Consider the following 25556-nt stretch of genomic DNA (forward strand, 5'->3'; position numbering starts at 1 on the left):
CTGCACCCGACAGGAGGATGAAACAGGGTGCAGTTTTCTTATGGATATAATTATTTTAATATAATTTAAAAAGGAAGCGCTTTCATTTGTAATAATGAGAGTCAGAAACAATGATTTATGAAGGAAAAGCTTAACATAGGTGTTTGTTAGCCTATTCAATTGTGACATTCATGTGAAATTTCATGTGAAATGTTGATGTTACTATTATTTTATGATAAATTATAGATGTGAAATAAATCACATACCAAACATACACCCCTTTTGTTTGAACGTGAACATTTCTCCCATTCCCTTTGTAGAAGAGCATCCCTCTCCCCCAGGAGCGGATGCTCTTTTCGTATATGCGTTTATGGAGATTTTTCCAATAGAACTATAGGTCTGTAAATCAGGTATTAAGATGACATACACAAAGGAAACGAATCATTATTCTAACTGCTTGTTTTAATGAGTAACTGTGAACCTATAAAATGAGCGTCGACTCACTTAGTCGGCTGAAAAGGAAAGAGACAATTGGTAGAAAAATATGTTTTTAAAATGAAAAGGCTGCCCGTAAAATCAGTATCCACTGACTTTGTGAGCAGCCTTTTTTAATTTACTTTTTTGCGCCAAATTGTCATTTCCTGAAACGGTAGACGTTCGACATTTTGTTGAAGCAATTGTTTTTTCAGTTCCCGTTCAGCAGCCTTTTCAGAAATACGATAGATTTCCGCGATTTCTTTCGTCGCAAAGGAGTCAAACCTGCAAAACAATTCTTCCAAAGTAGGGGGGATATTAGGTGTAATACGTTGTCCAATTAATTCTTCCAATATTTGTTCATATATTTCATAACTATAAAGTCCATCCACTTTTAACCCTTCGTCTTCAATATTTTCATTGAAGAAAACAAAAGTCGGAGCGTCACATACTTCCATTTCATTTGCCAAGTATAAGTCCACTTGCAAAGAGCGCATTACATTATGCGAAGAAAAGTCAAGTACAAATTCATTGACATCTAATTCCATTTTCTCGGCTATTTCAATTAATACCGATAAAGATGAAACATCACGAGACTTTAAAAAGGTGTATTCATACAACTTGGATAGAAATCGGAAGCCCGCCCGTTTGCCTTGGAACTCGGCAGCTTTAATCGCCAAGCTTGGAAATGATGGATGACTTTTCTCGCTCGCTTTTGGATCCTCTTTTTTATTGAAACATAGGCCGTTTATCTTTGGCAAAGTTGTGCGTAGTGCAATTCGCAGTGTGAAATAACGTTCATACTCGACTTGCAATCTACGAAGCATCGGTTGCAACGCCCAGCATGTAGGGCATAAAGGATCAATGAACGCATATAGTTCAATTGGCTTGGCATATGCGGGGGCATGAACTTCTTCCAATAGAGTTTCCCGATTCACTGCCCATCCTCCTCGCTCCTGTTAACCATATGATTAGCGGTCATAACGAGCCTTTGGTAATAAATATCGCGGAGCTTTCCTTCAAGACCCACTTCATCCATAGCTTCTGCCATGCATGCAAGCCAAGCTTTTGCGCGGGTAGGTGTAATTGGAAAAGGCATATGACGCGCTCTCATCATTGGATGGCCATGTTCTTCTGTATATAAATTTGGTCCACCTAAAAATTGCGTTTGAAATTGTTTTTGTTTTCGTGCTGTTTCTGTCAGATCTTCCGGGAAAATCGGATAAAGGTCTGGATGGACAGCAACTTTTGCATAAAAACGGTCGATAAGTTCCGATAACTTTTCAGCACCGATCTCCTCATAAGGAATCAAAGGTTTTCGAGTCATGTATGTCAATCTCCTTTGTTCTGACTGTATGAACATTTTATCAACCAATCATTTCTTTCACAAATAAATAGCCTATGAACCGTTACACAGTATTGCGATGATAATAGGATAGGACTTTTCCTACATATTGCTGCGTTTCTTTGAATGGTGGAATGCCGCCATATTTTTTCACATTTCCAGGACCGGCATTATAAGCCGCAAGAGCCAATTCAATCCGCTGATCAAATTGATCCATCATTTGACGTAAATATTTTGCGCCACCCATAATGTTTTGCTGAGGATTAAAAGCATCTTGCACCCCTAAAAACTTGGCTGTCATCGGCATAAGTTGCATAAGTCCCATAGCACCTGCACGGCTGACGACTTGATGATTGAAATTCGATTCCTGTTTAATAACCGAAGCTATTAAGTTTTCTGGCAAGTTGTACCGTTCAGCGGCCTCTTTAATAATTTCAGAATAGTCCCCTGAGTAGTTCCTTCCACTATCATATGAATATGTTTCGGAAACTCTCTGCAAAGCATCCGATAAACTTGAAGGCATGTACACTTGGTTTGATCCGGAATATTGAAGGCTTTCCAACGTTTGCAGGCCGCCGAACATTCCAAAAGATTGCAATTGATTTGTTGAGGAACCTGATTCGCCAATACTAAACATCATTTCATTTATCAGATCACTGAACATGGAGGAAGATACGGATTGCCGTTCGGCAAAAGATTGCATCGTCCCCAATGATTGCATCGCTTGTATATCCATCAAAGTTCGAATTGTTTGTGCGTCCAAACGAATCCTTCCTTTCAAAAGTTGTAAGACTAAAGAACTTGCTCTACTTAGTATAGCAAGTCCTGCAAGAAAACGCATGTTACAAACTGCATGAGCGCTTATCATATGGTAGACTGAACGTATGATTATTGAAAGGGAGAAAAGAAATGCGAATTCAAAATAGAGTTATGGATGGAATACAAAAAGGAAATGAGATTCACTTTATACTTCATGATGAAGAAGCTGCTGTCCAATTAGGAAAACCAGCAAACAAAATGATTACCGATTCTGAAGAAATGTCATTCGTCTATTTATTCGATCATGAACATGGATACACGTATGTGCATTTCCCTCAAAATACTTGGGGTCATATGGCAAAGGCATTGCAGCTGGACGGGGATCCAATCATGATTAGCCAAGGAAAATCAATTCCATTGGTAGGATTTAAAGACGAACTGACAATGCTCATTTTTAATATAGAGGGGAATGACAATTATGGGGAGGCATTCACATCTGCCGTCGAGCACCAATTCCATGACCTCCTGCAAAATGTAGAGTGACATAGGAGGGTTCTTCATGAATGAATGGAAACAATTTCTTGCACCATACAAGCAAGCCGTTGCAGAGTTGAAAGTGAAATTGAAAGGTCTGCGTGCGCAATATGAATTAGAGAATGTACATACACCGGTAGAATTTGTTACTGGCAGGGTAAAGCCGCTTGCAAGCATTTATGATAAAACGCTTGAAAAAGGAATCGCATTCAAACCGTCAGATGCACTGGCGGCAGAACTTCCTGATATTGCAGGACTGAGGATTATGTGCCAATTCGTCGACGATATCGGCAAAGTTGTACAGACGTTGCGGAACCGCACCGACATGAGAATCATCGAAGAGAGAGATTACATTTCCAATAAAAAGAAGAGCGGTTACCGGTCGTTTCATATTATTATTGAATATCCGGTACAGACGATCCACGGCGAAAAATCGATTATGGCTGAAATTCAAATCCGGACATTGGCAATGAATTTCTGGGCTTCAATCGAACATTCATTGAATTATAAGTATAGCGGAGAATTGCCTGATGAGATTCGCCATCGTCTTGAAAGGGCTGCTGAAGCTGCTTTTCGTCTTGATGAAGAAATGTCGCTCATTCGAGATGAAATCCATGATGCGCAAAAGTATTTCAGTGCTTTTAAAGAGACAGCGGAACGCGATTACCAAATACGCAATGAAAGGAGGAATGATCATAATGAAATTCGCAATCCAGACAAGAAGTGACGATTTGTCGAAGCGGCTAACTTCTGAGGCAAAGGATTATTTAAAGGATTTTGGGCTTGTCTATGATGAAGAAGAACCAGATATCGTCTTATCGATCGGGGGGGACGGAACGCTACTGCATGCTTTCCATAAATATATCCACAGATTAGAGCATACAGCTTTCATCGGAATTCATACGGGTCATTTAGGTTTCTATGCGGACTGGAAGCCTGAGGAGATGGAGAAATTAGTATTGTCAATCGCGCGCAAGGAATTCAACGTCATTGAGTATCCTTTATTGGAAGTCATGATCAATTACAGATATTCCGATAAAAGCGCAACATACTTAGCCTTGAACGAATCGACTGTTAAATCGCCTGAAGTAACTTTAGTCATGGACGTAGAATTGAACGGAGAGCATTTTGAACGATTCAGAGGTGATGGCCTTTGCATGTCGACGCCATCAGGATCAACAGCATATAATAAAGCATTGGGTGGCGCGATCATCCATCCGTCCTTTTCAGCTATGCAGCTAACAGAAATGGCTTCTATTAATAACCGAGTATTTAGGACGGTTGGGTCGCCATTAGTACTGCCTGCTCACCATCGATGCATATTGACACCGGTAAATGGTCCGGATTTCATGGTGACAGTTGATCATTTACAACTTCTTCACAAAGATGTAAAGTCTATTGAATATAAAGTTTCGGACAAAAAGGTTCGTTTTGGAAGATTCCGTGCTTTTCCGTTTTGGAAACGTGTCCATGATTCTTTCATTGCGAGTGATGAATGATGGACACGCGTTTCAAATTAATTTATACTGTGGAATTTGGTCCTTTGCTACTAAGAGAATTTCTGCATAGTAAAGGGATCTCCAAACGAACATTGACTGCTACGAAATACGAAGGTGGATGCATTACCGTAAATGGCACAGAGCGGACTGTCAGGCATATCGTGGAAAAAGGAGATGTCGTGACGATTCTATTTCCACCCGAAAAGCCGAGTGCGGGATTAATTCCTCAATCGGGTCCGCTGTCAATTATTTATGAAGATGAAGCGATCATGATCATTGACAAGCCGGCAGGACAAGGAACAATTCCTTCAAGAGATCAGCCTGATGGTACGATAGCAAACTTTGTAGCAGGGAAATTTGCTGATGAACAAATTCCCGCCACAGCACATGTTGTGACGCGATTGGATACTGATACATCAGGACTCATTTGTATGGCGAAAAATAGACATATTCACCATTTGTTAAGCGATCAAATGATTCAGTCCCATTTTAGCCGTAACTACATAGCATTGGCTGAAGGGCATTTTGAGTCAGATTATTATCAAATTGAACAGCCGATCGGAAGGAAAGAAGGCAGCATTATTGAACGTACGGTGCGGGCCGACGGGCAATATGCTCGTACAGATGTCACGGTTTATGGCCGTTATTATGCAAGCGAAGTGGAATTTGCGCAAATAGGATTAAAATTGCACACAGGAAGAACTCATCAAATCCGAGTTCATATGCAATGGCTTGGTCATCCGCTATTAGGTGACGATCTTTACGGTGGCTCTTTAACATTAATTCAAAGGCAGGCGCTTCATTGCGCTGAACTGTCGTTTTCACATCCATTGACCGGTCTGCCGCTCAAATTTTCTGCTCCTTTGCCAGAAGATTTGCAGTCCCTCTTAATAGATCAATAAAATTCAGTGAATTTCTCAGGGTTATAAGGCTGTTTGGATGGAACAGAAACAATTTCCATGCTTGGATATCTGACAGCTGATAATTTCCCACCGAATACACAGCCAGTATCTATATTCACGCTGTTATTGACAAATCTTACTTCTTTTACAGGTGTGTGGCCATAGACGATCATTGCTTCGCCATTATATGATTTTGCCCAATCCCTTCTAACCGGCCTGCCGTCTGGAAGGGTTTCGCCTGTAATATCACCGTAAAGGACAAAGGTTTTAACTTTTTTTGAAAATGGTTTTCCGATGAACTGTTCAGGAATCCCTGCATGTGCGATAATAAGTTTTCCGCCGTCTAACGTTTCATATAAAGGAAGCGCTTCGTAAAATGCCTTATATCGTTGTAAAAAACGACTTTGTTCATGTGGAGACAATTTGTATAGTTCGGCTGTAGTTGTTTCCAGGCCGTGTTTTTGCTGAACAGTATTGCCTAATGCAAAACGGTAAAGTTTATTGCAATGATTTCCCGGGGAATAGATTAATTTACGGGCATCTTGCAAAGCGAAAAGAAACTGCAGCGTCGGAAGAGAGGCAGGTCCACGATCCATAGCATCTCCTACAAATGCCAATTGTCTACCTTCTTGATGTACTGGCAAACCGGAGTCAAATGTATAGCCTAATTTTTGAATGAGTTCCATTAACTCGTCGTAACAGCCATGGATATCACCAATTATGTCAAATGTCATCGTAGGTCCTCCTAAATGTAAGTTTAAATAGTATCTTACCGTATAGTTGTGCAAACATGCATGTCGGAATGGAAAGGAAGGTGCAGCCATGACTGTAAATGAACAAGAAAGAGATGGAGTTATCGTAAATGAAGGAAAAATGATCGAAGCTTTAATGCAGCAAGATATCCGCGCTTTTCGGGAAGAGTATTTATTAATTCACCCATATGACCGGGCAGTTTTCTATGAAAAAGTGGATGCGGCGCTTCGTAAAATTATGTATTATTTTCTTTCGCCTAAAGAGTTGGCCGAAATTTTTGAGACTAGTGAAATAGATGATAGTGAATATAAGGAGTTCCTTCAGGAGATGGACACGACGTATGCGGCGGATATGATTTCCTATATGTTCGTTGATAACGCGGTAGATGTCCTGAAAGAACTTGATAAGTCACAAATTGCCAGCTATTTAACATTAATGGATAAAGAAGCGGCTGCTCAAATTAAATCCCTTTTACATTACGAAGAGTATACTGCAGGGTCAATTATGACAACGGAGTACGTCTCTGTTCCTGAAAACTCAACTGTACGTTCAGCGATGACGATTTTGCGCAACGAAGCGCCATCCGCTGAAACGATTTATTATGTGTTCGTCGTTAGTGATGACAATAAACTCACAGGTGTTGTATCTTTACGTGATTTAATTATTGCCGATGAAGATGCATTAATTGGATCGATCATGAATGAGCGTGTTGTAAGTGTCATCGTCTCCGATGATCAGGAAGATGTTGCCCGGACAACGCAAGACTATAATTTATTGGCGGTGCCTGTCGTCGACTTTCAGCAGCATATGTTAGGTATCATTACAGTAGATGATGTAATCGACGTATTGGATGAAGAGGCTTCCGATGACTATTCCAAGTTAGCCGCGGTTGCCAATATGGACACTTTCGATAAAAACTCATTTTCAGCAGCGAAAAAGCGTATACCTTGGCTTATTGTCCTACTAGTGTTAGGAATGCTTACTGCAAACTTAATCGATATGTTCACTGAAACAATATCACAAGTCGCTTTATTGGCCGCATTCATTCCACTTATTGCCGGAACTGCCGGAAACAGTGGAACACAAGCGTTGGCAGTTGCCGTTCGCGGGATTGCTACACGTGATATTGAAGAGGAAAGCAAGTTCAAATTGTTATTGAGGGAAGCGGGTACCGGGATTATAACCGGACTCATATGTGCTATTTTTGTTATTTTGCTCATTTTTGTTTGGAAGCATGAATTTGTAATTGCATTATTAGTTGGGGCAGCAATTTTAGTTTCCATTTTCGTTGCAACAATCTCAGGCTCCTTCATCCCGCTTTTTATGCACAAAATGAAAATTGATCCTGCAGTTGCATCGGGTCCTTTCATTACAACGTTGAATGATGTTATTAGTATAATTATTTATCTCGGTTTAGCAACAACATTCATTAGCAGCTTGTAGACGTAACGGCAATTCCTCGATGTAGAACTTCATGCGTGTTAGGCGCATATACTACTGAAAAAGGGGGAATTGCCATTACTTATAAAGAACCATTGCTGTTTATATCAGGTCCGCCGCCCGTTTTTACAAAGATAACGATTCAAAAAATTGAAGAGGAGAGCACGTCCGTCTTTGTAATGGATGAACTTACGGAACATGAGCAAATCGAAGTAAACCCTTCCCCGCAACATGAAACGCAACATGAAATCGAAAATCCTGTCATATTAAATAAAATTACGTATTTAAGTGAGCCGTTTCAGCGGCAAGTATATCAGCCATTGCAGTTTGTCATTGAAGGGGAAAAAGTAAAGGGCACCATACAAAAAATAGAAGATGGCTCCGTTTGGATCAATTGTAAGGATGAATTGAAAAAAGTGGAAATTAAACATATTGAAGAAGTTTTGTGGCGCGGCCATCCATTTGACAGAGTGTAAAGGGATGAGGAACTAAATATTCATTTAGTCCCAGCTTGTTGACAAACGTCCGCATACGGCGTTGAGGCCAGCAGGACGTGGCGTTCTTAGGTTGCCTTCCTTGGCAAGCGTTTTCAAGCCAAGATAGGCAAACACTTATCAAATGACTACAAACCTTAAAAGGACTGTAAACAAAGTAAAAGATACTTTGTCTACAGTCTGCGAGACTAAATATTCATTTAGTCTCTATTTTTTATTTTCCATTGAAATTTAATGAATGAAAATCAAGTTTTCGGACCAACATAAAAAAACTGCCCGATTGGATCGGGCAGAGAGCATCGCAGGTTTTGAATCAGTCATCGTCACAATCAATAAATACGTCTCTTACGCATTGTACGCCGCAGAAGCATTTTAAATCAACTGTTACACAAGTGCCAGTAGCTCTGAAGTTCTCCACTTCACATACAGCATCTAAATCAAGTTTTCCATTTTTAAATAGGTCCACTCTTCTTCCCCTGCTATCTCGTGGCTCAAGAACTTGAATTGTTGCACAGCAATTATCAAAGATATTCTGTACTCTGAAGAAAATAGAAAAGCAAGTGAAGCAATCCTTTTGTCGATTTTGTTCATTATTAGAAGAAAGGTCGGCATCCCTCATTCTTCTTCTTTGATTGAACATAGCTTTGAATGGATTTCCTTTTTCGTCCAGTAACATGAAAACACGTGTATTGGCACGGTGTCTTGTCGGATTCGTAAGTCCACCGAGCGGAGTCAAGAAACAGTCTGTTCTGCAATCGTCACAGTCGACATCCTCTCGGATATCCTGCACGCGTTTGATCGCACGAACAACCTCACAAATACAGTTGTCGTGTTTTCGAGCAGTTCCGACTTCTTCATTTCTTCCACATCCCATTCATACCACCTCCTTTTCTCAACTCTCTATACCTTATGCACCTATGTAATTGCGAACAGGGCATATGCACTGGATATGAATAAAAACAAGCATGAAAGCCATACTTTGAAAAAAGGGGGATGAAATCGCTTGATTCGTAAAATAATGATCCTTTGCCTTACGGTTTTACTCTTATCCGGATGCGTGCCAAATGAAATTCGAGTGGAAAATCATACAGGAGAAAACGAAGGCAAAGCGGAGGAAATATTTAAGGATGATACACGCCTAAAAGCAGTAGCCGCACTCTTTCATGAAGATCAATTATTAGTTGGCATCCGAGTAAAAACGTTTTCAAGGTTTACAAAACGTAAAATTGCAAAAGAGATCAAGAAAGAGTTGGAAAAAGAGTATCCTGAAATGGAAGTAACTGTTTCGGCGGATAGCAAAATCTTAATGGAAACATCGAAGTTGTTGGACAAACAAGAGGAAGATAAAAAAATAAAGAAAAAAATAAAGCATGTGATTTCGTTATCGGAGGAAGAAACGTGATGGATAAAAAGAAATATGGAAAATTGGAGCAAGAAATGTCTCCAAAAACACCCCTTTTAAAAAATATGGTAAAAGCGTTTTTGACGGGAGGCACAATTTGTTTAATCGGTCAGTTTATTGCTCTATTTTATATTACTTTTTTTGATTTCACTGAAAGGACAGCAAGCAATCCGACCGTTGCAACGATGGTGTTCATTGCCATGCTATTGACGGGCTTCGGGGTGTACAAAAAGATTGGACAGTTCGGGGGAGCGGGGAGTGCAGTTCCGATTACTGGTTTCAGCAATGCCGTCGCTTCTGCAGCGATCGAACATAAATCAGAAGGCTATGTTTTAGGAGTTGGGGGCAATATGTTCAAATTGGCAGGCTCTGTCATCTTATTCGGAGTCTTTTCTGCATTTGTTGTCGCTCTCATTAAGACGATCCTTGTGAAGTTAGGAGTCGTTTCATGGTGAAAAAAGGTTTATTGACGTTTTCTTCAACGCCTTCAATTGTTGCGACAGGAGTCACTGCTGGTCCACTTGAAAAAAAGAAAAGCCCTTTCCAGGGCGGTTTCGATAAAATTTACGATGATGAACGTTGTGGCGTTGATACAAATGAACAAGCTCATGGAAAATTGATGGAAGACGCAATATTAATTGCTCTCAGTAAAAAAAAGAAAATCCCTAACGATGCAGATTTTTTGCTCGCTGGAGATTTAGTTAACCAAATGACGCCCACCAATTTTTGTGCCGCTACAGTAGGCATCCCTTTCATCGGACTTTTCTCGGCATGTGCTACATCCGTCTCGTCACTCCTCCTATCCGCTTTATTAACAGAAGCAGGCATGTCCAAAATAGCAGTTGCAGGATCCTCAAGCCAACATAATGCAATTGAGCGGCAGTTCCGTTATCCGATTGAATATGGCGTACAAAAAGCAGATACAGCCCAGTGGACTGTGACAGCAGCAGGCGCAGCTGTTATCGTTCCTTACCGTGAAGGCAATCCTTCCATTACAAAAGGGACGATTGGCGCTGCGGTAGATTTCGGCTTAACCGACCCGCTAAATATGGGGGCGGCAATGGCTCCTGCGGCGGCAGATACTTTACAGCGTCATTTTGAAGGACATGGCACAACTGAGGACGATTATGACCTAATTATGACCGGGGATTTAGGGAAAACAGGGTTTGAAATATTTAAGACTTTGGCAGGCAATCAAGGGGTAAAACAGTTTGAAAACTTTAGAGATGCCGGCAAAGAATTTTATGGAAACCACCCCGACTTCTTCTCTGGAGCAAGTGGAGCGGGGTGTTCGGCAGCTGTCTATTTTTCCGATGTATACAATAAATTGAAGTCAAATAAATATAAGAAAGTGTTGCTTATTGCTACAGGGGCATTACTTTCCCCGATGTCCTATCAACAGGGAGATACAATCCCCTGTATAGCACATGCTGTTGAAATCCAAATGAAATGAGTGATCCGATTGTTATCGATATATATTACATCTTTTATTGTAGGCGGTTTAATTTGCGTAATCGGTCAACTTTTGTTTGACGTAGCTAAGCTAACGCCGGCACATACACTTTGTGCATTAGTCGTTGCCGGCTCAATAATGGACGGCTTAGGTCTTTATGAACCGCTTATCGACTTTGCGGGTGCAGGAGCTACAATTCCGATCACTTCATTCGGGAATTCTTTAACACATGGCGCCATGGCAGAAGCAGAGAAACATGGCTTAGTTGGTGTATTAACAGGAATGTTTGAAGTGACAAGCTCGGGAATCAGTGCAGCAATCATCTTCGGGTTCATCGCTTCTTTCATATTTAAGCCAAAAGGCAATATTTGAAAGAAAAAATAATGTGCAAACGCCCCCTTCTTTCCTCCATTATCCGCATAGGATACATGGAAGGGAAGGAGGGATTTTTATGTTTGGAGGATGCTATTCTAACTATTATGACGGTGGCGGATATGGAAGAGGCGGATACGACGGCTCAACATTTGTTTTAATTGTCGTTCTCTTCATTTTGCTGATCATCGTTGGATGCAGTTTTATATAAGAGAGGGGAATTGACATAATGAACGATTCTTTTTTTAGAAAAATAGAAGCAAAGACCGGTGTACCGATGGAGGAGGTTTTTGCATTAGCAAACGCGATTCAGTTTGCCGATTTTAAAGATGAGAGGCAAGTTCGAAAAATTGTGCGCAAGGTTGGACAGCTTGCAAATAAGCACGTACCTCAACATGTAGAAGATGATTTGGTCCGTTCAATCGTCAATGATGGTAATCAGGTCAATTTGAACGATATTCAAAACATGTTAGGTAATTAATCTAAATCATGTTTCATACAATGGAAAACGGGTATAGAGCTAACAAACTATAATAAATTGAATGACGAGGTGAGTGCGCATGGGATACCTATTGCCGATACAGCCGATTCAGTCTGAAATATATGCAAATCGGACAATCGGAGAAGAGAAACAAACAAACTTCGCTTACATTAATAGAGTGAGAAAAGTGAATCTATCTCCACAAATGATGGAAGAGTTCGATAAAAAACTTCAGTATGAGCAGCAAAGAATCGGTGAGCAAAGGAATCGTGCCACGACTTCCTCTATGCCTCCCTATCAAAAAGGATTTATCCATCCAAATCCTGCAAACTTGTCTAATAGAATTGCAAGAATTGTAGGCAAGGGTATGGTTGTAAACGAATATATTTGATTGTTTTTCAATAAGAAACCCGTCCAGCATACGAGGACGGGTTTCTTTATTGCATTTAAGCTTCGATATCTTTTTCCATTGCACGGTGAGGGATATCAGCATCCATAAATTCAGGCGAGGTGACGACATAGCCTAATTTTTCGTAGAAAGGAATTGCGTAAGATTGGGCATTTAAAACAATTTTTTTCATTTTTGTTTCTTGCGCTTGCTTTTCAAGGGCTTTCATCGCTAAATTACCTAAATGTTTTCCTCGGTACTCTTTTAAAATGCATACCCGCTCAACTTTTCCGATTCCTTCTTGGATCTCGCGGATACGGCCAGCTCCAATTGGACGTTCGTCTTCATAGACGACGAAATGGGTTGCTGATTTGTCAAACTCATCTATTTCAAGATTAAGAGGAACTCCTTGTTCTTCTACAAAGACTTTCTTCCGTACGAAAAAAGCATCGTCCCGTTCTTTTTCCGTGCAAGCGATTTTCACTTCGAACAATTCTTATTTATCCTCATCTAAACGGAATGTCTCATACACAGTCCATGAGCCGTCTTCCAGCTGATAAAGCAAATGAATTCGGTCAATCACTTCGGTATGGTCTACACCGATCATTTTCAATTGCCCGATGATGTCGTCATGTTCACCGGAGCTCAGTTTTTGGGCAATTGTAATATGGGGGACGAAGGAGTATTCTGGCGGATCACCGAAGAAATCTTCGTTCAAGTCTTTATGAAGAGATAAAATTTCTTCATTCGGTGTCACTTTAAAATAAATTGTATTCGTAATAGGTGCAAATGTGCTTACTTTAGAGACGTTTAACTCGAATGGGCTATGCTTTTCAGTAACTTCATGAATCGCTTTTGCCACTTGTTCGATTTCCTTGTCGTTCGCTTCAAATACACCTTTAATCGTCATATGAGGCGTAATTAGAGAATAATGAGGATCATAGCGTTTCCGATACCCATTTGCAAGATCTTGAAGTTTCTTAGAAGGAAATGCAACAATGCCATATTTCATAATGAAAGACCTCCTTGTTATTGTTTAGTTCACACTTCATATTGCCAATTATAGCAGGTGAACAGGAAATTGTCCGTTTATAATCATTAATAATGGAAATTTTCCCTAATTGCACGGGGAATATCTTGTTGCCAAAATTTCCAAGTATGCTCACCATTAAATTCTTCATAGAAGTACGGAAACCCTTTTCTTTTTATTAATTTATTTAATTTCCGATTTGGTGTTAAGAAATCCTGTATGCCATCTGAGGTAGTTTGCACTTCCGTTTCCCCATCACCGATAATATGGTAGATAGAAAGGGAAGAAGGGTCCTTTGCTGCTTCAACCTTGTCCAGCACATAATCGTCAACATAAGGGGAATGCAAAATGACTTTTCCGAAACAATTCGGATATTTCAATGCGGTGAGCAGTGAAATTGTAGCGGCCAACGAATCGCCGATTAAAGCTCTTCCGTTTCCTACTTGGTATGTCGGATAGTTTTGATCGATATATGGAACAAGTTCATGAGCTAAAAAGCGAATATAATCCAAATGTCGGTCGCCTTCAGGATGATACATCCTTCGGCGCTCTTTCACACTTTTGTAAGGAACGCCTACAATGATCATGTTTTCAATTTCTCCTTCATGAACTAACTCATCTGTTACGCGTCCAAGGCGCCCGTATTGAAAATAGTCTTTCCCGTCAGACGCGATCAGCACTGAATATTTATATAAAGGAGAGTATTGGTGAGGTAAATGGATAAGAAGTTGCATTTCCTCATTCAGCGATTCGCTGAAAAGATTTACCTCTTCTATCTTTCCGTAATTCATACAAATGCTTCCTCCTCTTCAGGTATGTAAGAAGATTGTAACATATTGCCGTAAACAGGTATAATGCTTAAAAGACCGCAGAAAATTCAAATGGTTTTGCGGGTTTAAATAAACAGCCTTTCAATTAGACATCATTAGATGTGTTCGAAGGGATGGAAAAGAGGGGACTTCATGTTTACAGGAAAAAATATTGTACATTCAGATGTCGTCACAAAAGCTACAAAGGATGCTTTGCTTCGCAGAGGAGTGACGCTTGAAGATGTAGCTAAAATAGTTTATGAAATGCAAGTGCCATACAATGAAGGACTGGATCTTGATGAATGCATTGATTCAGTCGAAAAGGTTTTGCGGAAAAGGGAACTTCAGCACGCGATATTGGTAGGCATTGAATTGGATGAGTTAGCAGAGCAAGGGAAGCTTTCGGCACCGTTGCAGCAAATCGTCGATTCTGATGAAGGCCTTTTCGGGGTGGATGAAACAATCGCATTAGGGGCAGTTTTCACATATGGCTCAATCGCCGTTACGACATTCGGCCATCTTGATAAAAACAAAATTGGGATTATTAATGACTTGGATACGAAAAAGGGCATCGGAGTGCATACATTCCTTGATGACCTTGTCGCAAGCATTGCTTCCTGTGCAGCTTCACGCCTCGCCCATCGCAAAAGAGATTTGGATGAAGCGGGCATTACGTATTTGGAAGCAAATCAGGCATCCGAACAGAATAGCTTGTAGATGAAAAAAGAATGGCGATTCATGAAGACATTGCAAAAATCCTTAAAACTTCATTTCGAAACTTAAATGTCGAGTGCTCACGTACCGTATAGTTGACGACTTTCTACGACCTTGAGTACGAATTTTGCCAAAATGGATAAAAGATTTTGGCAATTAAAAGGCAACTACAAAACGAATTGCTTTACTATTAAATGGCATAAATGAAATGGAACGAAGAAAGAGGAGTAAGCTGTTCATTAAACAGAATACGCCTCTTTTTAATGCAATCGCTAATAAATTTTCCTTTGAAAACCAACCATGACACGGTCAATTGGCACCCACCCAATAAACGTTGGTTGTTGCCAGCCTATGGCAGCAGGTAACTTCTCTATATCAAGATAATGATCAATTCTTACTTTATCCCAAGCATGGATCACTTCTCCGTTACCTATCGATAATCCAACATGCCCCCAATTTTTTCGCTCGCCGCTAATTGTTCCGAAGCAATCATAAAAAACAAAGGTTCCTTCTGGAGGTATGCCTGTTTGCATATTTGTTTTATACAAATCAGCAGATTCTTTTGCGGTATCTCCGCCAAAGATTTCAATATTATTGCTTCTTTCCAAAGCGTCCTCAACAAAAGCTAGGCAAATGAAGCGGTAGTCTTCTGAGCCTAAATGTTTTTTTGCCCACTTGATTGCATTGTTACAATAGTAATCATATATTTTATTCATTCGCTATCTCCTTTGCATCGATGTAAAGTACTATATTCAACCAAATGGGCTCCACTTCCTTCTTAATAATTTTATTATTAGTATTCGATTTATAGTACCTTACGATCTAAGATGCATTAATTATACGATAGGACTTCACGACCGATTTGTGAGTAATTAACCTGTAATTGAAAGATGATTTAATTTAGGTGTTTGTTGTTTTTATCTATTAAAGGCTATTCGAAGTGAATGATTAGAGTGAAAAGTTTGAACTGATAACGCTTGCAAATTACAGACTATTTTTTATAGAACGTTGACAAATGAGAGCCCTTTCATGTTAGAATGGTTTCTAAGTTAGTAACTATCAAACTATAAAAGGGGAGAAACTGGATGAAGAAACATAGAATTAGAATTCTTGCATTCATTTCATTAATTGCAGTACTCGTTCTTTCTGCATGTAACTCGGATAATTCAAGCAATGGGTCCGGTTCTAACAAAACGAAAGAGGATTATGATTACTTAAGTATTTTGACGGGTGGGACGCAAGGAACTTACTATGCGCTTGGGGGCGCTCTTGCTGATATGATCGGTTCCGATACTGGCATCAAAACAACGGCAGAAGTTTCACAGGCATCCGCTGCTAATATGACAGCGCTAAAAGACGGAGACGCTGAAATTGCATTTGTTCAAACGGATATCGCTTCTTACGCTTCAAAAGGTGAAATGATGTTTGATGGTGAAGTGATCGATAACGTATCTGCAATCGGTGCACTTTATCCCGAAACAGTTCAGTTAGTAACGACTGAGAAAACGGGCATTAAGTCATTTGAGGATTTGAAGGGCAAAAAGGTTTCTGTCGGTGCTCCTGGTTCCGGTACTTATGCGAATGCGGAGCAATTGCTTGAAGTACACGGCTTGACAATGAAAGACATTCAGCCGCAAAACCTTGACTTCGGAGAATCACAAGAAAGCTTGCAATCCGGTCAAATTGATGCAGCATTCATCACTGGAGGAACTCCGACTGCTGCTGTCGAAAGTTTGAATGCTAATTCAAAAGTATTCGTAGTACCTGTAACGGATGAAAAAGCTGATGAGTTAATTGAGAAATACCAATACTACGCAAAAGAAGTCATTCCAGCAGGCACTTATGGATTGGCTGATGACACACCAACAGTATCTGTCGGTGCGATGTTAGTCGTTCAAAACGAGCTTCCGGAAGATCTTGTCTATGAAATTACAAAATCAATCTATGACAATGCTTCAAAATTAACACATCCGAAAGGTGCCTTAATTAAGGCTGAAACAGGACTTGATGGAATTGGAATTCCTGTACATCCGGGTGCGCAAAAGTATTTTGACGAGCAATAATAATTGAATAAGCATGTATCATGACGGGGCGGTGAGGCATAAAGCTTCATCCGTCCCATTCTTTCATTGCGAATGAGAAAGGAAGAAGGCGGATGAACAAAAGGATTTTGCTTTCACTCATTCTAGTAATCGTGCTTATAATTGTCCTCGTCATTTTTCTGCCTCTTTTCAAGGTTTTTACATTTTCTGATCATCGATCGGATCATCCAAAAATCTATTACATACTAATGGAAGATGAGCAGGCATTCGAGATTCGATATGTCCACTCCATTTTTCTATCGAATGTGTTTGAGCAATATAGAGTGACACCTCGCGGTCAAATACAATTTTTATCGATGAACTATGAGGATGTCGGTATAGGTTTGCCGGGCTATGCCGAACAAGGCGAAACATTAACTGTGGAAGATGGAATCTATACATTAACCTTTGAAAATCGTGTAGTAGATTCGTTTGTGCTTTTTGTTGGTGATGTCGATGCAGACTTGGCATTCAGATATAAAGGTGAAGAAGTAAACTTGAAAAAACATTTGACAAAAGGAAAATCATACCTGTTCGAAGTAGAGCGGATCTCTTTATACGATATGATGAAAGGAGTTAAGCTGAATGGTTAATAAGGATAAAAAACAACAAGATCCAAAAATAGAATTAGAGACGAATGCTGTGCAAGCGGATACATTGAGTGAAGAAGAACAGCTTGAAATCCTTCAAAAATATGATCCTGAATCAAATACACGGGATTTAGTAGGAATCTTAAAATGGGTTGTTTTCGGAGGGCTATTAGCGTTTTCGATCTTTCAATTGTACACTTCCATTGGCGCACCGTTCACTGCTTACATACAGCGGTCGATTCATCTTGGGTTTGCATTATCGCTTATTTTCTTGCTGTTTCCAGCTAAAAAGCAGCCTGGCGTGAAAAGGAATAAGGTCCCGTTTTATGATATTATCCTATCTTTGATTGCGATTGCTGTGGGGCTTTATTGGCCATTGTTTTATGACGAACTTGTGTTCAGGGTCGGGCGTGTATCTTCGATGGATTTGATCATTGGTATTGCAGCAGTTCTCTTGACGTTAGAAGCCGCTCGGCGTGCAGTTGGAATGCCAATTACAATCATTTCGACAATCTTTTTGGTGTATGCATTTTTCGGTCCATATTTCCCGGGCTTTTTGGCACATAGAGGCCAGGACGTTAATAGTCTTGTCCAATTAATGTTTTTCACGACAGATGGAATTTTAGGTACGCCGATTAGTGTATCTGCTACCTTCATATTCGTCTTCTTACTCTTCGGTGCTTTCTTAGTGAAGACCGGGGTCGGAAACTACTTCAATGATTTGGCTGTCGTATTGGCTGGTAAATTGACAGGTGGACCAGCAAAGGTTGCAATTTTCTCAAGTGCGCTTCAAGGGACGATTTCTGGAAGTTCAGTCGCAAACGTTGTCGGTTCAGGTTCATACACGATTCCGATGATGAAAAAGTTAGGCTACCGCAAAGAATTTGCGGGTGGAGTTGAGGCAGCTGCTTCTACAGGTGGCCAAATCATGCCTCCAATCATGGGGGCTGCAGCGTTCTTGATGGTTGAGTTCATCGGCGGTGTGACGTATTGGGAAATTGCGAAGGCTGCAGCAATCCCTGCGTTGCTTTATTTTACAGGAATTTGGATTATGACACATTTCGAAGCGAAGCGTGTCGGCTTACAGGGAATGTCACCCGATCAAATACCTGATCGTAAGGCGACATTAAAAAAGATTTATTTGCTGCTTCCTATTTTGGGGATTATACTTTTCTTATTATTAGGAATTCCAACAATGAAAGCTGCTCTATTAGGTATCGTTCTTACATTAGTCGTAAGTGCATTTGATAAATCGACTAGACTTGGAATTAAGGACATTATTTATGCGTTAGTGGATGGAGCAAGAACTGCTTTGGCTGTTGCAGCTGCTACTGCGTGTGCTGGTATAATTGTTGGTGTCGTTGTGAAAACGGGATTAGGTTTAAGTTTGGCAAATGGGTTAGTATCCGCGGCTGGTGGAAATATCGTGTTAACCTTGATCTTTACAATGTTTGCCGCGCTAATATTAGGAATGGGCTCGCCGACAACAGCAAACTATGTTATTACTTCTACAATTGCTGCACCGGCTATTATTCTTTTGCTTATGGGCGGAGAAATGGGGCCAGGAACAACAGTGCCCGTTGTCGTTGCGATTTCGGCTCATTTATTCGTTTTCTATTTCGGAATTATCGCGGATATTACGCCTCCAGTAGCGCTAGCCGCCTTTGCTGCATCAGGAATTTCAGGAGGAGACCCGATCAAAACGGGTGTAAACTCCGCAAAGTTGGCGATTGCAGCATTCATCATTCCGTATATGTTCGTATTCAATCCAGCGTTATTAATGATTGATTCCTCACCGCTTGAAATCATATGGGTCGTTATTACAGCTATTACCGGGATGGTAGCCATCGGTGCAGGTATGATCGGTTATTGGTACAGGAAATGCAATTGGATCGAACGGATTATCATTGTAGCAACTGGATTGCTCTTAATCTTCCCGGAAACAATAACAGACATTGTTGGATTAGGAATTTTCCTTGTCCTATTAATTATTCAGGTGAAAACGAAAAACAATCCAAACAAAAATGAAACGATTACTGCGTAACGAAGGAAACCCCCGTCACTGGCTACATAGCCGGGCGGGGTTTTTATTGTTTAGAAATACATGCAGATCAAATACCGATGAAAAATAATATGACTGGAATCGTGACGATGCTAAGCAATGTCGTAATAAACGTTGTGAAAGAGACTAAATCTGGCTCCGTGCCAAACTGCAGCGCAAACATTGTCGTGTTGGCTGCAGCTGGCATGGAAGCTTGAATAATCATTACATTCCGAAGCGTATCGTTGACAGGCATAAAGAATAAAATTGCAGTAGCAACTATTGGTGAAATGAACATCCGAAGTATCGCTACAGCAGTGACATAGTGATAGGTCACTTTTTTTCGGACAATTGTCGCTAACTGCATGCCCAATACTAACATTACCGTTGGAATGGAAGCATCCGCGACTAAGCTGATCCCATCCATAAAGAGGCTCGGAATGCTCACGTGCATTAAATTCAATGCAATCCCAAATGCTGCCGCGTATATAAGCGGCATTTTAGCCACTCTTTGCAAAGCGTCTTTCCAATTGGCACGTTCCTGGCCACCGATGGATGCGAAGAAAATACCGAATGAATTCATTAAGAGAGACTGAAAGACCATCATGATAACCGCATAGTCAAACCCGATTGCACCTAACGCGAAAAGCACAACCGGTGCGCCATAGTTACCGCTATTCATAAAAACTGCTCCTAATATCATAGCAGACCGTTCTGATCTAGTAGCTTTCATTGCAAAAGATAAAATCCAAACTATGAAAAATAATACAATCGAAAGAATTACAGAAAACAAGATGATATAAAAATAATCCATTGTGAGAGGATTCGTGTAAAATGTCCGAAAAGATAGGAAAGGGGACATTAAATATAGCGCAGCTGTTGAAATTGTCCGAATATCAAAACCAATAAGTTTCTGTCCTGCATAGCCAACTGCAAATATGAAAAAGACAGGGAAAATAACAATCAATAAGTCCATAATGTCCATCTCCAAAAGAGGTATTTTCTCCAGTGTAAACTTTTCATGATAGGAGCGCCATGTAAAATTGTATTGAAAACTGTTGCTAATCTCGATATAGTAGACTGAAAGAACAAAAAATTATAAAAAATTACTCTGCATAGAAAAATGAGAGGGAAAAAATAAAAGGGGAAGCTGTGATGAATCGAACGTATATAAAACATGAATTTCTGATTACTTCGAGGAGTAAGCGCAATTTACCGTTTGTGTTGTTTATAGGTGTATTGCTGTTGAGTTATTGCTTTATTATTTTACCGAATAAGGAAACGAAAGAGACGTTCTCTGAAGAAGAAATGAGCAATTATTTGGCTGATCTCGATGTGGAGCAAAAATTGAGAGAAGCAAAAGGGACAACTGGAGTTGTATTCCATACCGGAGTGCCAGTCTATGGCAACAATGACTTTTACATGAGGTTGTATGGTGCAATGCTACAAGCCCATGAAGACGGGAATTTTACGAGGTTCTTGCATTTACGTGCATTTTCACTTGATGGAAACCCATCCGATTATATGCAGGACACTCATTTATTTAAGCAATCTCCATTTCCGGGAAAGGATCGTATGCATTTGTATTATCAGACGACGATGCGATACGATGACTATTTATCAAACGATTATCCGATAACATTCGGATTGATGTATGAAAAAACAGGTTTGCAAGCATTACAAAAGTTTTTACAGGAAAATGGCATTTATATAATGCTTTTCTGTGTCATTTTTTTCAGCAGTGATATTTTGACACGAGATCGAAAATATCGAACAGTTTTAATAGGTTTACCGTTATCTTGGTATCGTCAATTGAATTTAAAATCGTTTGCAGCTTTTATGTATTCTACATTGATTCTTCTTGCCATCCTTCTCATTGGTGTAATTTGTATGACGCTACAATATGGTTTCGGTTATTTTGATTTGCACGTACCGATTATGACAGCACAACAGAGATTTACTTTGGAAGAGTATGATGTCATTTCCATCGGCAATTTTTTAGCGAAAACGTTGATCGTCGTGCCGCTCTTATCGCTGCTATTCATCCGGCTCAATGTCATTTTAAGTTTATTGTTTAAAAATGAATGGATCGTCCTCATTGTTAGCAGTCTTATTCTTTTCTTAGAACGATTTTATTTTTCAAGAACGACTAGGGAATTATTCGGTATCGATATCAGTTATTTCCCGCAAACATATTTTGATATTGGGAATGTATTGACCGGGGAGAAAAATTTTCTAGTAAATATTGAATCAATCACTTATACGAAAGGTATTGTCATTTTGCTCATAGCCTTCGTGCTAATTGAAATACTTGTATTCTTCATGTCAAAAATAGTGAGTAAGAGACAGTTTTACCAACTTGGATAAAAATAGAGGAAGGATTAAGCTATGTTCTTAACTTATTTAAGATTTGAATGGAAGCTTCTATTACAAAGTAGGAAAAATAGTTTGTTAGGTGTTGCCGTCATTATATTTTTCCCGTTGTATTATTTGCACTACAGCCAATTGGATATTGAAGATATGCAGTTTTTGAAGAATGAAGAAGCGGGTCACATTCAAACAATTTTCAATGCTTTTCCGGAAGAATTGAGGGAGACCACAGAAGGTGAGAAAATTTATAACAACTTGACACAGCAATCATCACTAATTAATATGCAGCGATTTTATTTGTGGAAAAAAGAAGACGATGCAAAATATATAGAAGATGGACTTCTGTTAAATGAACTGCGCCTTGAACTGCATGATTTAGGCAATAAGGGAATTCATCCTAATTACATTGTTCCAAAAGAGGAAATTTATAAGGAAACGGCTCGTTTGCAGTATTATAGAGAGCATAAGCTGTCGCTTCAGCCGGATCCTTTCGTAGCAAGCAATTATTTGCCTGTCGCCATTGATCAAGTAAGTGGATTATTGTTTTGTCTATTCGTCCTTCTTATGGGAAGCAGCATGATGCTGCATGATCAACAGAAAAAAACAGTAATGTCTGGATTTCCGATATCGTTCATGCAAAAAATGCATGGCAAGGTGCTTATCCATTTTATACAAATTATGTTTTTTATCATTGCTGGTGTATTTGTAGGAGGGGCTTTCGTTGCCTTAAAGGCAGGTTGGGGAAATTTCAATTCCCCTGTCCTTATATACGAAGGCGGACAATTTATTACAGTATCTGTGTCGAGATATTTCCTTGATATGCTCATCGCTTTTGCTCTCATCACTTTGCTTTTGCTTTATGCAACTGCATTTTTGAACAACATGACAAAAAATTTGTATGCAACTGTCTTAACGCTGCTTGGCATTATTGTGCTTCCAGATTTGATGGCTACTGCAGGTATAACTGCAGATTTTTTACAGCCGATTAAATTTATTGATATTGGTTCGGTATTGAGCGGGGAAGCGGCTATGAAGTTTGGCAATGACAAAATGGATTTTAAGCATACGTTTGCATGGCTCCTTATTTTAAACGTAATTGTTGTTTTCCTCTTATATGGGTGGAACAAATGGAAACATGTGCGAAAACTGAAATCCTCTTTGAATTCAATTTGAGTGGGGGAACAATCATTGTTGACATTAAAGGATGTTTCAAAAGCGTATAAAGATAAAGTCGTATTAGACCGATTGAATTTCGTTGCGGAAAAAGGAGAAATCATTGGCGTTGCAGCTCCAAATGGAACTGGTAAAACAACAATGTTTAGCGTAATGGCCAACTTTATAAAGCCTGATTCAGGGCAAGTGATCTTTGACGGAAAATGGGCGTACCGGAATGAAAAAGAGGAATTATCAATTCATAAAATGCTTACGACTTTTCCTGAACAAAAAGATTTGTTTGAAGAACTATCAGGCGTTGATCACTTGAAGCTCTATGCGAAAATGTGGACGGGTTCGACAAAAAGAGTCCAACCAATCATCGAACGCTTAGATATGGGGCATTATGTCAAAAAGAAAGTCCGTACGTATTCGTTAGGTATGCGGCAACGCCTATGCTTTGCAATGATGATGGCGGCTAATACGCCAGTCATGCTTATGGATGAAGTAATGAATGGCCTTGATATTTCCAATGTGGCTCTTATATCCGATTGTCTTATGGAAATGAAAAAGGAAGATAAGTTGATTTTTGTAGCTTCTCATTTACTAGAAAACTTAGATTTATATGCAGATCGTGTCATTTTTCTAAAAGCAGGCACGATTGTACATGAACAAAAATTCACCGCTGATCAAGAAACATTTTTAAAAGTAGAAATGGATCTATCTAAGTACAATAAAATAAAAAAGGAAATGAAGCTGCCGGATCGTCATCAATTCATTGCACATCGCTTGCTTTGCATTCCACTTCAAGGCATGAGTGCAGCTGAGCAAACGAAAATGATAGAGCATATGCTTAGCTTTCATGAGAAGGAATTGACAGTCGGGCCATTAGGGACGGTGGAGTATTATGAAAAATACTATGCTGAAACAATTTGAGCAACAACGTGTCATTTGGTTTTGTATGCTTGCTATGTCGATTTTGTTCTACACTATCCTTTCCGGCTGTCAGTTTACTAAAAGCAAATCTGTTGAAAAAGAATTGCGGTATGTGGAAAATTCTGAAATTATTGGTGCGGAAAAAGAAAAATTAATCGGCAAAGTTCATGAAGCGATTTATGAAAAGATGGATAGAAGTAATACGGGCGCCGAGTCAGTAAATATTCCACTCGTTCCGCAAGAAGGAGTGGAAATTAATCTACCAGATGGAAGGTATACAATAACAGGGCATCCTGCGGGAAATATCTTTTTATACGATCGTGCCGGAGACCTCATTTTTCGAGAACTCGTCGGCAGCTATGCAGGTGTCAGCAGCTTGACGATTGATATTGCAGAGTCCTATACGTTGCGGGCTGACGGCGGATATGATTCCATCAACATTACTCCGACGACAACACAGCTTTTAAATGACTTATCTGCGGGGATTTGGCATGTAGGTATAGATATAGAACCAGGCATATACAAAGCAACAACAGCTTATGGTTTAGGATATGTTCAAATTTTTGAAGAGGGGAAGGAACCTCTCCTTTACGAGTTTTTAGGTGGGAACTTAGCGAATACAGAAAGTGTTTTACAGCTTAAGGAAGGTCAAATTATCCGGGTCACGAAGATGAGCCAACTTGAGCTTCGAAAATGAAAGGAGGAAATAGGGTGGAACACATCATTGACTTACAGCAAGTTTCATTCCGAAGAGGCGAACAACAAATTTTGAAAGAGATCGACTGGAAAATCCGGCAAGGGGAACATTGGGCGATATTAGGGTTAAACGGATCTGGCAAGACTTCTTTATTGTCAATCGTATCAGCCCACCAATTCCCGTCAGAAGGTGAAGTGCACGTATTAGGAAACCGATTTGGTGAGACGAATTTGCCAGAATTAAGAAAGGAAATCGGTTTCGTAAGTAGTTCATTGGAAAGATTTTCTCAAATGTTTCAAAATGACACGGTCGAACGTGTCGTTGTAAGCGGAAAATTCGCCAGCTTCGGCTTATATGAGCAGCCTTCTGTGGAGGATTATCGTCGGGTAGATGAGTTACTGCAGGATTTCCGATTGAGTTATTTGAAGGGGAAGCGCGTCAATTTATTATCCGAAGGCGAGAAAAGGCGAATTATGATTGCCCGCGCATTAATGAACCGACCGCAGATGCTCATTATGGATGAGCCGTGTTCTGGCCTTGATATTTTGTCGCGAGAACAATTTTTACATACATTATCAGTCGTAACAAAAAACGGTTGCCATGTTATTTATGTTACACATCACATTGAAGAAGTAGTGGAAGAAATTACCCACGTCCTACTATTGAAAGAGGGCGAGATCGTGGCAGCAGGGGAGAAAAATGCCGTTTTGACAGATGAGCACTTATCTCAAGCTTATCAAGTGCCCGTTCGCGTTTTATGGGATGAGGGAAGGCCGTATTTGACAGTAAATAAAATGGAAGCGTTGAAACGCGTCGAAGAAGAGAAAAATTTAAAAACCGTATGAAAAAAGCCTTGCAGAC

General features: G+C 39.9%; 32 protein-coding genes. 22 read left to right on the forward strand and 10 right to left on the reverse strand.

Annotated features, from left to right (window positions below):
* Nucleotides 1-587: 587 nt before the first annotated feature.
* From WFH04_RS00550 to WFH04_RS00560, 3 genes are all read right to left on the reverse strand, one after another.
* The gene (locus WFH04_RS00550) at nucleotides 588-1391 is read right to left on the reverse strand and encodes a DsbA family protein (RefSeq protein ID WP_336822092.1); all 804 of its coding nucleotides are present in this window, start codon (nucleotides 1389-1391) and stop codon (nucleotides 588-590) included.
* Nucleotides 1388-1780, reverse strand: coding sequence for a globin domain-containing protein (locus WFH04_RS00555; RefSeq protein WP_336822093.1), 393 nt, complete (start codon nucleotides 1778-1780; stop codon nucleotides 1388-1390). The genes WFH04_RS00550 and WFH04_RS00555 overlap by 4 nt, the downstream gene beginning before the upstream one ends.
* A gap of 82 nt (nucleotides 1781-1862) precedes the next feature.
* Entirely contained in the window at nucleotides 1863-2561 is a 699-nt protein-coding gene (locus WFH04_RS00560) for a lytic transglycosylase domain-containing protein (protein ID WP_336822094.1), read from the reverse strand.
* A gap of 146 nt (nucleotides 2562-2707) precedes the next feature.
* Here WFH04_RS00560 and WFH04_RS00565 point away from each other — a divergent pair, with 146 nt between their 5' ends.
* From WFH04_RS00565 to WFH04_RS00580, 4 genes are read left to right on the forward strand one after another with little or no spacing between them, the layout of a single operon-like run.
* Entirely contained in the window at nucleotides 2708-3100 is a 393-nt protein-coding gene (locus WFH04_RS00565) for a UPF0738 family protein (RefSeq protein ID WP_336822095.1), read from the forward strand.
* A 16-nt stretch (nucleotides 3101-3116) separates the two neighbouring features.
* Nucleotides 3117-3818 carry a GTP diphosphokinase gene (gene yjbM, locus WFH04_RS00570; protein WP_336822096.1) on the forward strand — a complete coding sequence of 234 codons (702 nt, stop codon included), beginning with the start codon at nucleotides 3117-3119 and terminating at the stop codon, nucleotides 3816-3818.
* The gene (locus tag WFH04_RS00575) at nucleotides 3709-4590 is read left to right on the forward strand and encodes an NAD kinase (RefSeq protein ID WP_336822182.1); all 882 of its coding nucleotides are present in this window, start codon (nucleotides 3709-3711) and stop codon (nucleotides 4588-4590) included. Before yjbM ends, WFH04_RS00575 begins: the two co-directional genes overlap by 110 nt.
* Nucleotides 4590-5492 carry an RluA family pseudouridine synthase gene (locus WFH04_RS00580; RefSeq protein WP_336822097.1) on the forward strand — a complete coding sequence of 301 codons (903 nt, stop codon included), beginning with the start codon at nucleotides 4590-4592 and terminating at the stop codon, nucleotides 5490-5492. Before WFH04_RS00575 ends, WFH04_RS00580 begins: the two co-directional genes overlap by 1 nt.
* On the opposite strand, the gene prpE is transcribed toward WFH04_RS00580, so the two are convergent.
* Nucleotides 5486-6226 carry a bis(5'-nucleosyl)-tetraphosphatase PrpE gene (gene prpE / locus WFH04_RS00585; protein WP_336822098.1) on the reverse strand — a complete coding sequence of 247 codons (741 nt, stop codon included), beginning with the start codon at nucleotides 6224-6226 and terminating at the stop codon, nucleotides 5486-5488. The two genes, WFH04_RS00580 and prpE, sit on opposite strands and share 7 nt — an antisense overlap.
* A gap of 88 nt (nucleotides 6227-6314) precedes the next feature.
* On the opposite strand from prpE, the gene mgtE reads away from it, so the two are divergent.
* Together mgtE and WFH04_RS00595 are read left to right on the forward strand one after the other, a co-directional pair.
* Nucleotides 6315-7688: a magnesium transporter gene (gene mgtE / locus WFH04_RS00590; protein WP_336822099.1), complete on the forward strand. Its 1374-nt coding sequence runs from the start codon at nucleotides 6315-6317 to the stop codon at nucleotides 7686-7688.
* Between the two features lie 35 nt (nucleotides 7689-7723).
* On the forward strand, nucleotides 7724-8161 hold the full coding sequence (locus WFH04_RS00595) for a hypothetical protein (RefSeq protein ID WP_336822100.1): 438 nt from the start codon (nucleotides 7724-7726) through the stop codon (nucleotides 8159-8161).
* A gap of 331 nt (nucleotides 8162-8492) precedes the next feature.
* Here WFH04_RS00595 and WFH04_RS00600 read toward each other — a convergent pair whose 3' ends face one another.
* Nucleotides 8493-9053, reverse strand: coding sequence for a CotY/CotZ family spore coat protein (locus WFH04_RS00600; protein ID WP_336822101.1), 561 nt, complete (start codon nucleotides 9051-9053; stop codon nucleotides 8493-8495).
* Nucleotides 9054-9182: 129 nt separating this feature from the next.
* On the opposite strand from WFH04_RS00600, the gene WFH04_RS00605 reads away from it, so the two are divergent.
* The 7 genes from WFH04_RS00605 (at nucleotide 9183) to WFH04_RS00635 (ending at nucleotide 12278) form a co-directional block, all read left to right on the forward strand.
* Entirely contained in the window at nucleotides 9183-9581 is a 399-nt protein-coding gene (locus WFH04_RS00605; RefSeq protein WP_336822102.1) for a hypothetical protein, read from the forward strand.
* Nucleotides 9581-10036 (forward strand): stage V sporulation protein AC, encoded by a 456-nt coding sequence (spoVAC, locus tag WFH04_RS00610; protein ID WP_336822103.1) that lies wholly within the window; start codon nucleotides 9581-9583, stop codon nucleotides 10034-10036. The genes WFH04_RS00605 and spoVAC overlap by 1 nt, the downstream gene beginning before the upstream one ends.
* On the forward strand, nucleotides 10030-11034 hold the full coding sequence (locus WFH04_RS00615) for a stage V sporulation protein AD (protein WP_336822104.1): 1005 nt from the start codon (nucleotides 10030-10032) through the stop codon (nucleotides 11032-11034). The genes spoVAC and WFH04_RS00615 overlap by 7 nt, the downstream gene beginning before the upstream one ends.
* 9 nt (nucleotides 11035-11043) lie before the next feature.
* A complete protein-coding gene (gene spoVAE / locus WFH04_RS00620; protein ID WP_336822105.1) occupies nucleotides 11044-11406 on the forward strand; it encodes a stage V sporulation protein AE in 363 nt (120 codons plus the stop codon).
* A 79-nt stretch (nucleotides 11407-11485) separates the two neighbouring features.
* Nucleotides 11486-11617, forward strand: coding sequence for a YjcZ family sporulation protein (locus tag WFH04_RS00625; RefSeq protein WP_336822106.1), 132 nt, complete (start codon nucleotides 11486-11488; stop codon nucleotides 11615-11617).
* A gap of 18 nt (nucleotides 11618-11635) precedes the next feature.
* Complete coding sequence (locus tag WFH04_RS00630; protein WP_336822107.1) at nucleotides 11636-11887, forward strand: stage VI sporulation protein F; 252 nt, start codon at nucleotides 11636-11638, stop codon at nucleotides 11885-11887.
* A 79-nt stretch (nucleotides 11888-11966) separates the two neighbouring features.
* Entirely contained in the window at nucleotides 11967-12278 is a 312-nt protein-coding gene (locus WFH04_RS00635) for a hypothetical protein (RefSeq protein ID WP_336822108.1), read from the forward strand.
* 55 nt (nucleotides 12279-12333) lie between these two features.
* Here the strand turns inward: WFH04_RS00635 and WFH04_RS00640 are convergent, their stop codons facing one another.
* The 3 genes from WFH04_RS00640 to WFH04_RS00650 all read right to left on the reverse strand — a co-directional run bounded on the left by WFH04_RS00640 (nucleotide 12334) and on the right by WFH04_RS00650 (nucleotide 14096).
* Entirely contained in the window at nucleotides 12334-12768 is a 435-nt protein-coding gene (locus WFH04_RS00640; RefSeq protein WP_336822109.1) for a GNAT family N-acetyltransferase, read from the reverse strand.
* 3 nt (nucleotides 12769-12771) lie between these two features.
* Nucleotides 12772-13287: a YjcG family protein gene (locus WFH04_RS00645; RefSeq protein ID WP_336822110.1), complete on the reverse strand. Its 516-nt coding sequence runs from the start codon at nucleotides 13285-13287 to the stop codon at nucleotides 12772-12774.
* 86 nt (nucleotides 13288-13373) lie between these two features.
* On the reverse strand, nucleotides 13374-14096 hold the full coding sequence (locus WFH04_RS00650; RefSeq protein WP_336822111.1) for an alpha/beta hydrolase: 723 nt from the start codon (nucleotides 14094-14096) through the stop codon (nucleotides 13374-13376).
* 171 nt (nucleotides 14097-14267) lie between these two features.
* On the opposite strand from WFH04_RS00650, the gene WFH04_RS00655 reads away from it, so the two are divergent.
* Nucleotides 14268-14831, forward strand: a complete 564-nt coding sequence (locus WFH04_RS00655) for a phosphatidylglycerophosphatase A family protein (protein WP_336822112.1) — start codon at nucleotides 14268-14270, stop codon at nucleotides 14829-14831.
* Nucleotides 14832-15100: 269 nt separating this feature from the next.
* On the opposite strand, the gene WFH04_RS00660 is transcribed toward WFH04_RS00655, so the two are convergent.
* On the reverse strand, nucleotides 15101-15544 hold the full coding sequence (locus WFH04_RS00660) for an NlpC/P60 family protein (RefSeq protein WP_336822113.1): 444 nt from the start codon (nucleotides 15542-15544) through the stop codon (nucleotides 15101-15103).
* 369 nt (nucleotides 15545-15913) lie between these two features.
* Here WFH04_RS00660 and WFH04_RS00665 point away from each other — a divergent pair, with 369 nt between their 5' ends.
* The 3 genes from WFH04_RS00665 to WFH04_RS00675 all read left to right on the forward strand — a co-directional run bounded on the left by WFH04_RS00665 (nucleotide 15914) and on the right by WFH04_RS00675 (nucleotide 19543).
* Complete coding sequence (locus WFH04_RS00665; protein ID WP_336822114.1) at nucleotides 15914-16891, forward strand: TAXI family TRAP transporter solute-binding subunit; 978 nt, start codon at nucleotides 15914-15916, stop codon at nucleotides 16889-16891.
* A gap of 92 nt (nucleotides 16892-16983) precedes the next feature.
* A complete protein-coding gene (locus tag WFH04_RS00670) occupies nucleotides 16984-17502 on the forward strand; it encodes a DUF1850 domain-containing protein (protein WP_336822115.1) in 519 nt (172 codons plus the stop codon).
* A complete protein-coding gene (locus WFH04_RS00675; protein WP_336822116.1) occupies nucleotides 17495-19543 on the forward strand; it encodes a TRAP transporter permease in 2049 nt (682 codons plus the stop codon). The genes WFH04_RS00670 and WFH04_RS00675 overlap by 8 nt, the downstream gene beginning before the upstream one ends.
* Nucleotides 19544-19610: 67 nt before the next feature.
* Here the strand turns inward: WFH04_RS00675 and WFH04_RS00680 are convergent, their stop codons facing one another.
* Complete coding sequence (locus WFH04_RS00680) at nucleotides 19611-20516, reverse strand: AEC family transporter (RefSeq protein ID WP_336822117.1); 906 nt, start codon at nucleotides 20514-20516, stop codon at nucleotides 19611-19613.
* A 179-nt stretch (nucleotides 20517-20695) separates the two neighbouring features.
* Between WFH04_RS00680 and WFH04_RS00685 the strand changes: the two genes are divergently transcribed.
* Genes WFH04_RS00685 through WFH04_RS00705 form a run of 5 tightly spaced genes read left to right on the forward strand, consistent with a single transcriptional unit; the run spans nucleotide 20696 to nucleotide 25540 of the window.
* Nucleotides 20696-21907: a hypothetical protein gene (locus WFH04_RS00685; protein WP_336822118.1), complete on the forward strand. Its 1212-nt coding sequence runs from the start codon at nucleotides 20696-20698 to the stop codon at nucleotides 21905-21907.
* Nucleotides 21908-21928: 21 nt separating this feature from the next.
* The gene (locus WFH04_RS00690) at nucleotides 21929-23083 is read left to right on the forward strand and encodes a hypothetical protein (RefSeq protein ID WP_336822119.1); all 1155 of its coding nucleotides are present in this window, start codon (nucleotides 21929-21931) and stop codon (nucleotides 23081-23083) included.
* 15 nt (nucleotides 23084-23098) lie between these two features.
* Nucleotides 23099-23998, forward strand: a complete 900-nt coding sequence (locus WFH04_RS00695) for an ABC transporter ATP-binding protein (RefSeq protein ID WP_336822120.1) — start codon at nucleotides 23099-23101, stop codon at nucleotides 23996-23998.
* A complete protein-coding gene (locus tag WFH04_RS00700; protein ID WP_336822121.1) occupies nucleotides 23970-24695 on the forward strand; it encodes a hypothetical protein in 726 nt (241 codons plus the stop codon). The genes WFH04_RS00695 and WFH04_RS00700 overlap by 29 nt, the downstream gene beginning before the upstream one ends.
* Nucleotides 24696-24709: 14 nt before the next feature.
* Complete coding sequence (locus WFH04_RS00705) at nucleotides 24710-25540, forward strand: ABC transporter ATP-binding protein (RefSeq protein WP_336822122.1); 831 nt, start codon at nucleotides 24710-24712, stop codon at nucleotides 25538-25540.
* Nucleotides 25541-25556: the final 16 nt, after the last annotated feature.

It is taken from the genome of Sporosarcina sp. USHLN248 (assembly GCF_037144575.1).
In the GTDB taxonomy this organism is placed as follows: domain Bacteria; phylum Bacillota; class Bacilli; order Bacillales_A; family Planococcaceae; genus Sporosarcina; species Sporosarcina contaminans.

Bases quoted from the DNA above. Each gene is read 5' to 3' on its own strand.
- WFH04_RS00555 (WP_336822093.1), bottom strand. From the start codon at position 1,780: ATGACTCGAAAACCTTTGATTCCTTATGAGGAGATCGGTGCTGAAAAG.
- WFH04_RS00565 (WP_336822095.1), top strand. From the start codon at position 2,708: ATGCGAATTCAAAATAGAGTTATGGATGGAATACAAAAAGGAAATGAG.
- yjbM (WP_336822096.1), top strand. From the start codon at position 3,117: ATGAATGAATGGAAACAATTTCTTGCACCATACAAGCAAGCCGTTGCA.
- WFH04_RS00575 (WP_336822182.1), top strand. From the start codon at position 3,709: ATGCGCAAAAGTATTTCAGTGCTTTTAAAGAGACAGCGGAACGCGATT.
- WFH04_RS00580 (WP_336822097.1), top strand. From the start codon at position 4,590: ATGGACACGCGTTTCAAATTAATTTATACTGTGGAATTTGGTCCTTTG.
- prpE (WP_336822098.1), bottom strand. From the start codon at position 6,226: ATGACATTTGACATAATTGGTGATATCCATGGCTGTTACGACGAGTTA.
- mgtE (WP_336822099.1), top strand. From the start codon at position 6,315: ATGACTGTAAATGAACAAGAAAGAGATGGAGTTATCGTAAATGAAGGA.
- WFH04_RS00600 (WP_336822101.1), bottom strand. From the start codon at position 9,053: ATGGGATGTGGAAGAAATGAAGAAGTCGGAACTGCTCGAAAACACGAC.
- spoVAC (WP_336822103.1), top strand. From the start codon at position 9,581: ATGGATAAAAAGAAATATGGAAAATTGGAGCAAGAAATGTCTCCAAAA.
- WFH04_RS00615 (WP_336822104.1), top strand. From the start codon at position 10,030: ATGGTGAAAAAAGGTTTATTGACGTTTTCTTCAACGCCTTCAATTGTT.
- WFH04_RS00625 (WP_336822106.1), top strand. From the start codon at position 11,486: ATGTTTGGAGGATGCTATTCTAACTATTATGACGGTGGCGGATATGGA.
- WFH04_RS00630 (WP_336822107.1), top strand. From the start codon at position 11,636: ATGAACGATTCTTTTTTTAGAAAAATAGAAGCAAAGACCGGTGTACCG.
- WFH04_RS00635 (WP_336822108.1), top strand. From the start codon at position 11,967: ATGGGATACCTATTGCCGATACAGCCGATTCAGTCTGAAATATATGCA.
- WFH04_RS00645 (WP_336822110.1), bottom strand. From the start codon at position 13,287: ATGAAATATGGCATTGTTGCATTTCCTTCTAAGAAACTTCAAGATCTT.
- WFH04_RS00650 (WP_336822111.1), bottom strand. From the start codon at position 14,096: ATGAATTACGGAAAGATAGAAGAGGTAAATCTTTTCAGCGAATCGCTG.
- WFH04_RS00655 (WP_336822112.1), top strand. From the start codon at position 14,268: ATGTTTACAGGAAAAAATATTGTACATTCAGATGTCGTCACAAAAGCT.
- WFH04_RS00660 (WP_336822113.1), bottom strand. From the start codon at position 15,544: ATGAATAAAATATATGATTACTATTGTAACAATGCAATCAAGTGGGCA.
- WFH04_RS00665 (WP_336822114.1), top strand. From the start codon at position 15,914: ATGAAGAAACATAGAATTAGAATTCTTGCATTCATTTCATTAATTGCA.
- WFH04_RS00670 (WP_336822115.1), top strand. From the start codon at position 16,984: ATGAACAAAAGGATTTTGCTTTCACTCATTCTAGTAATCGTGCTTATA.
- WFH04_RS00675 (WP_336822116.1), top strand. From the start codon at position 17,495: ATGGTTAATAAGGATAAAAAACAACAAGATCCAAAAATAGAATTAGAG.
- WFH04_RS00680 (WP_336822117.1), bottom strand. From the start codon at position 20,516: ATGGACTTATTGATTGTTATTTTCCCTGTCTTTTTCATATTTGCAGTT.
- WFH04_RS00685 (WP_336822118.1), top strand. From the start codon at position 20,696: ATGAATCGAACGTATATAAAACATGAATTTCTGATTACTTCGAGGAGT.
- WFH04_RS00690 (WP_336822119.1), top strand. From the start codon at position 21,929: ATGTTCTTAACTTATTTAAGATTTGAATGGAAGCTTCTATTACAAAGT.
- WFH04_RS00700 (WP_336822121.1), top strand. From the start codon at position 23,970: ATGAAAAATACTATGCTGAAACAATTTGAGCAACAACGTGTCATTTGG.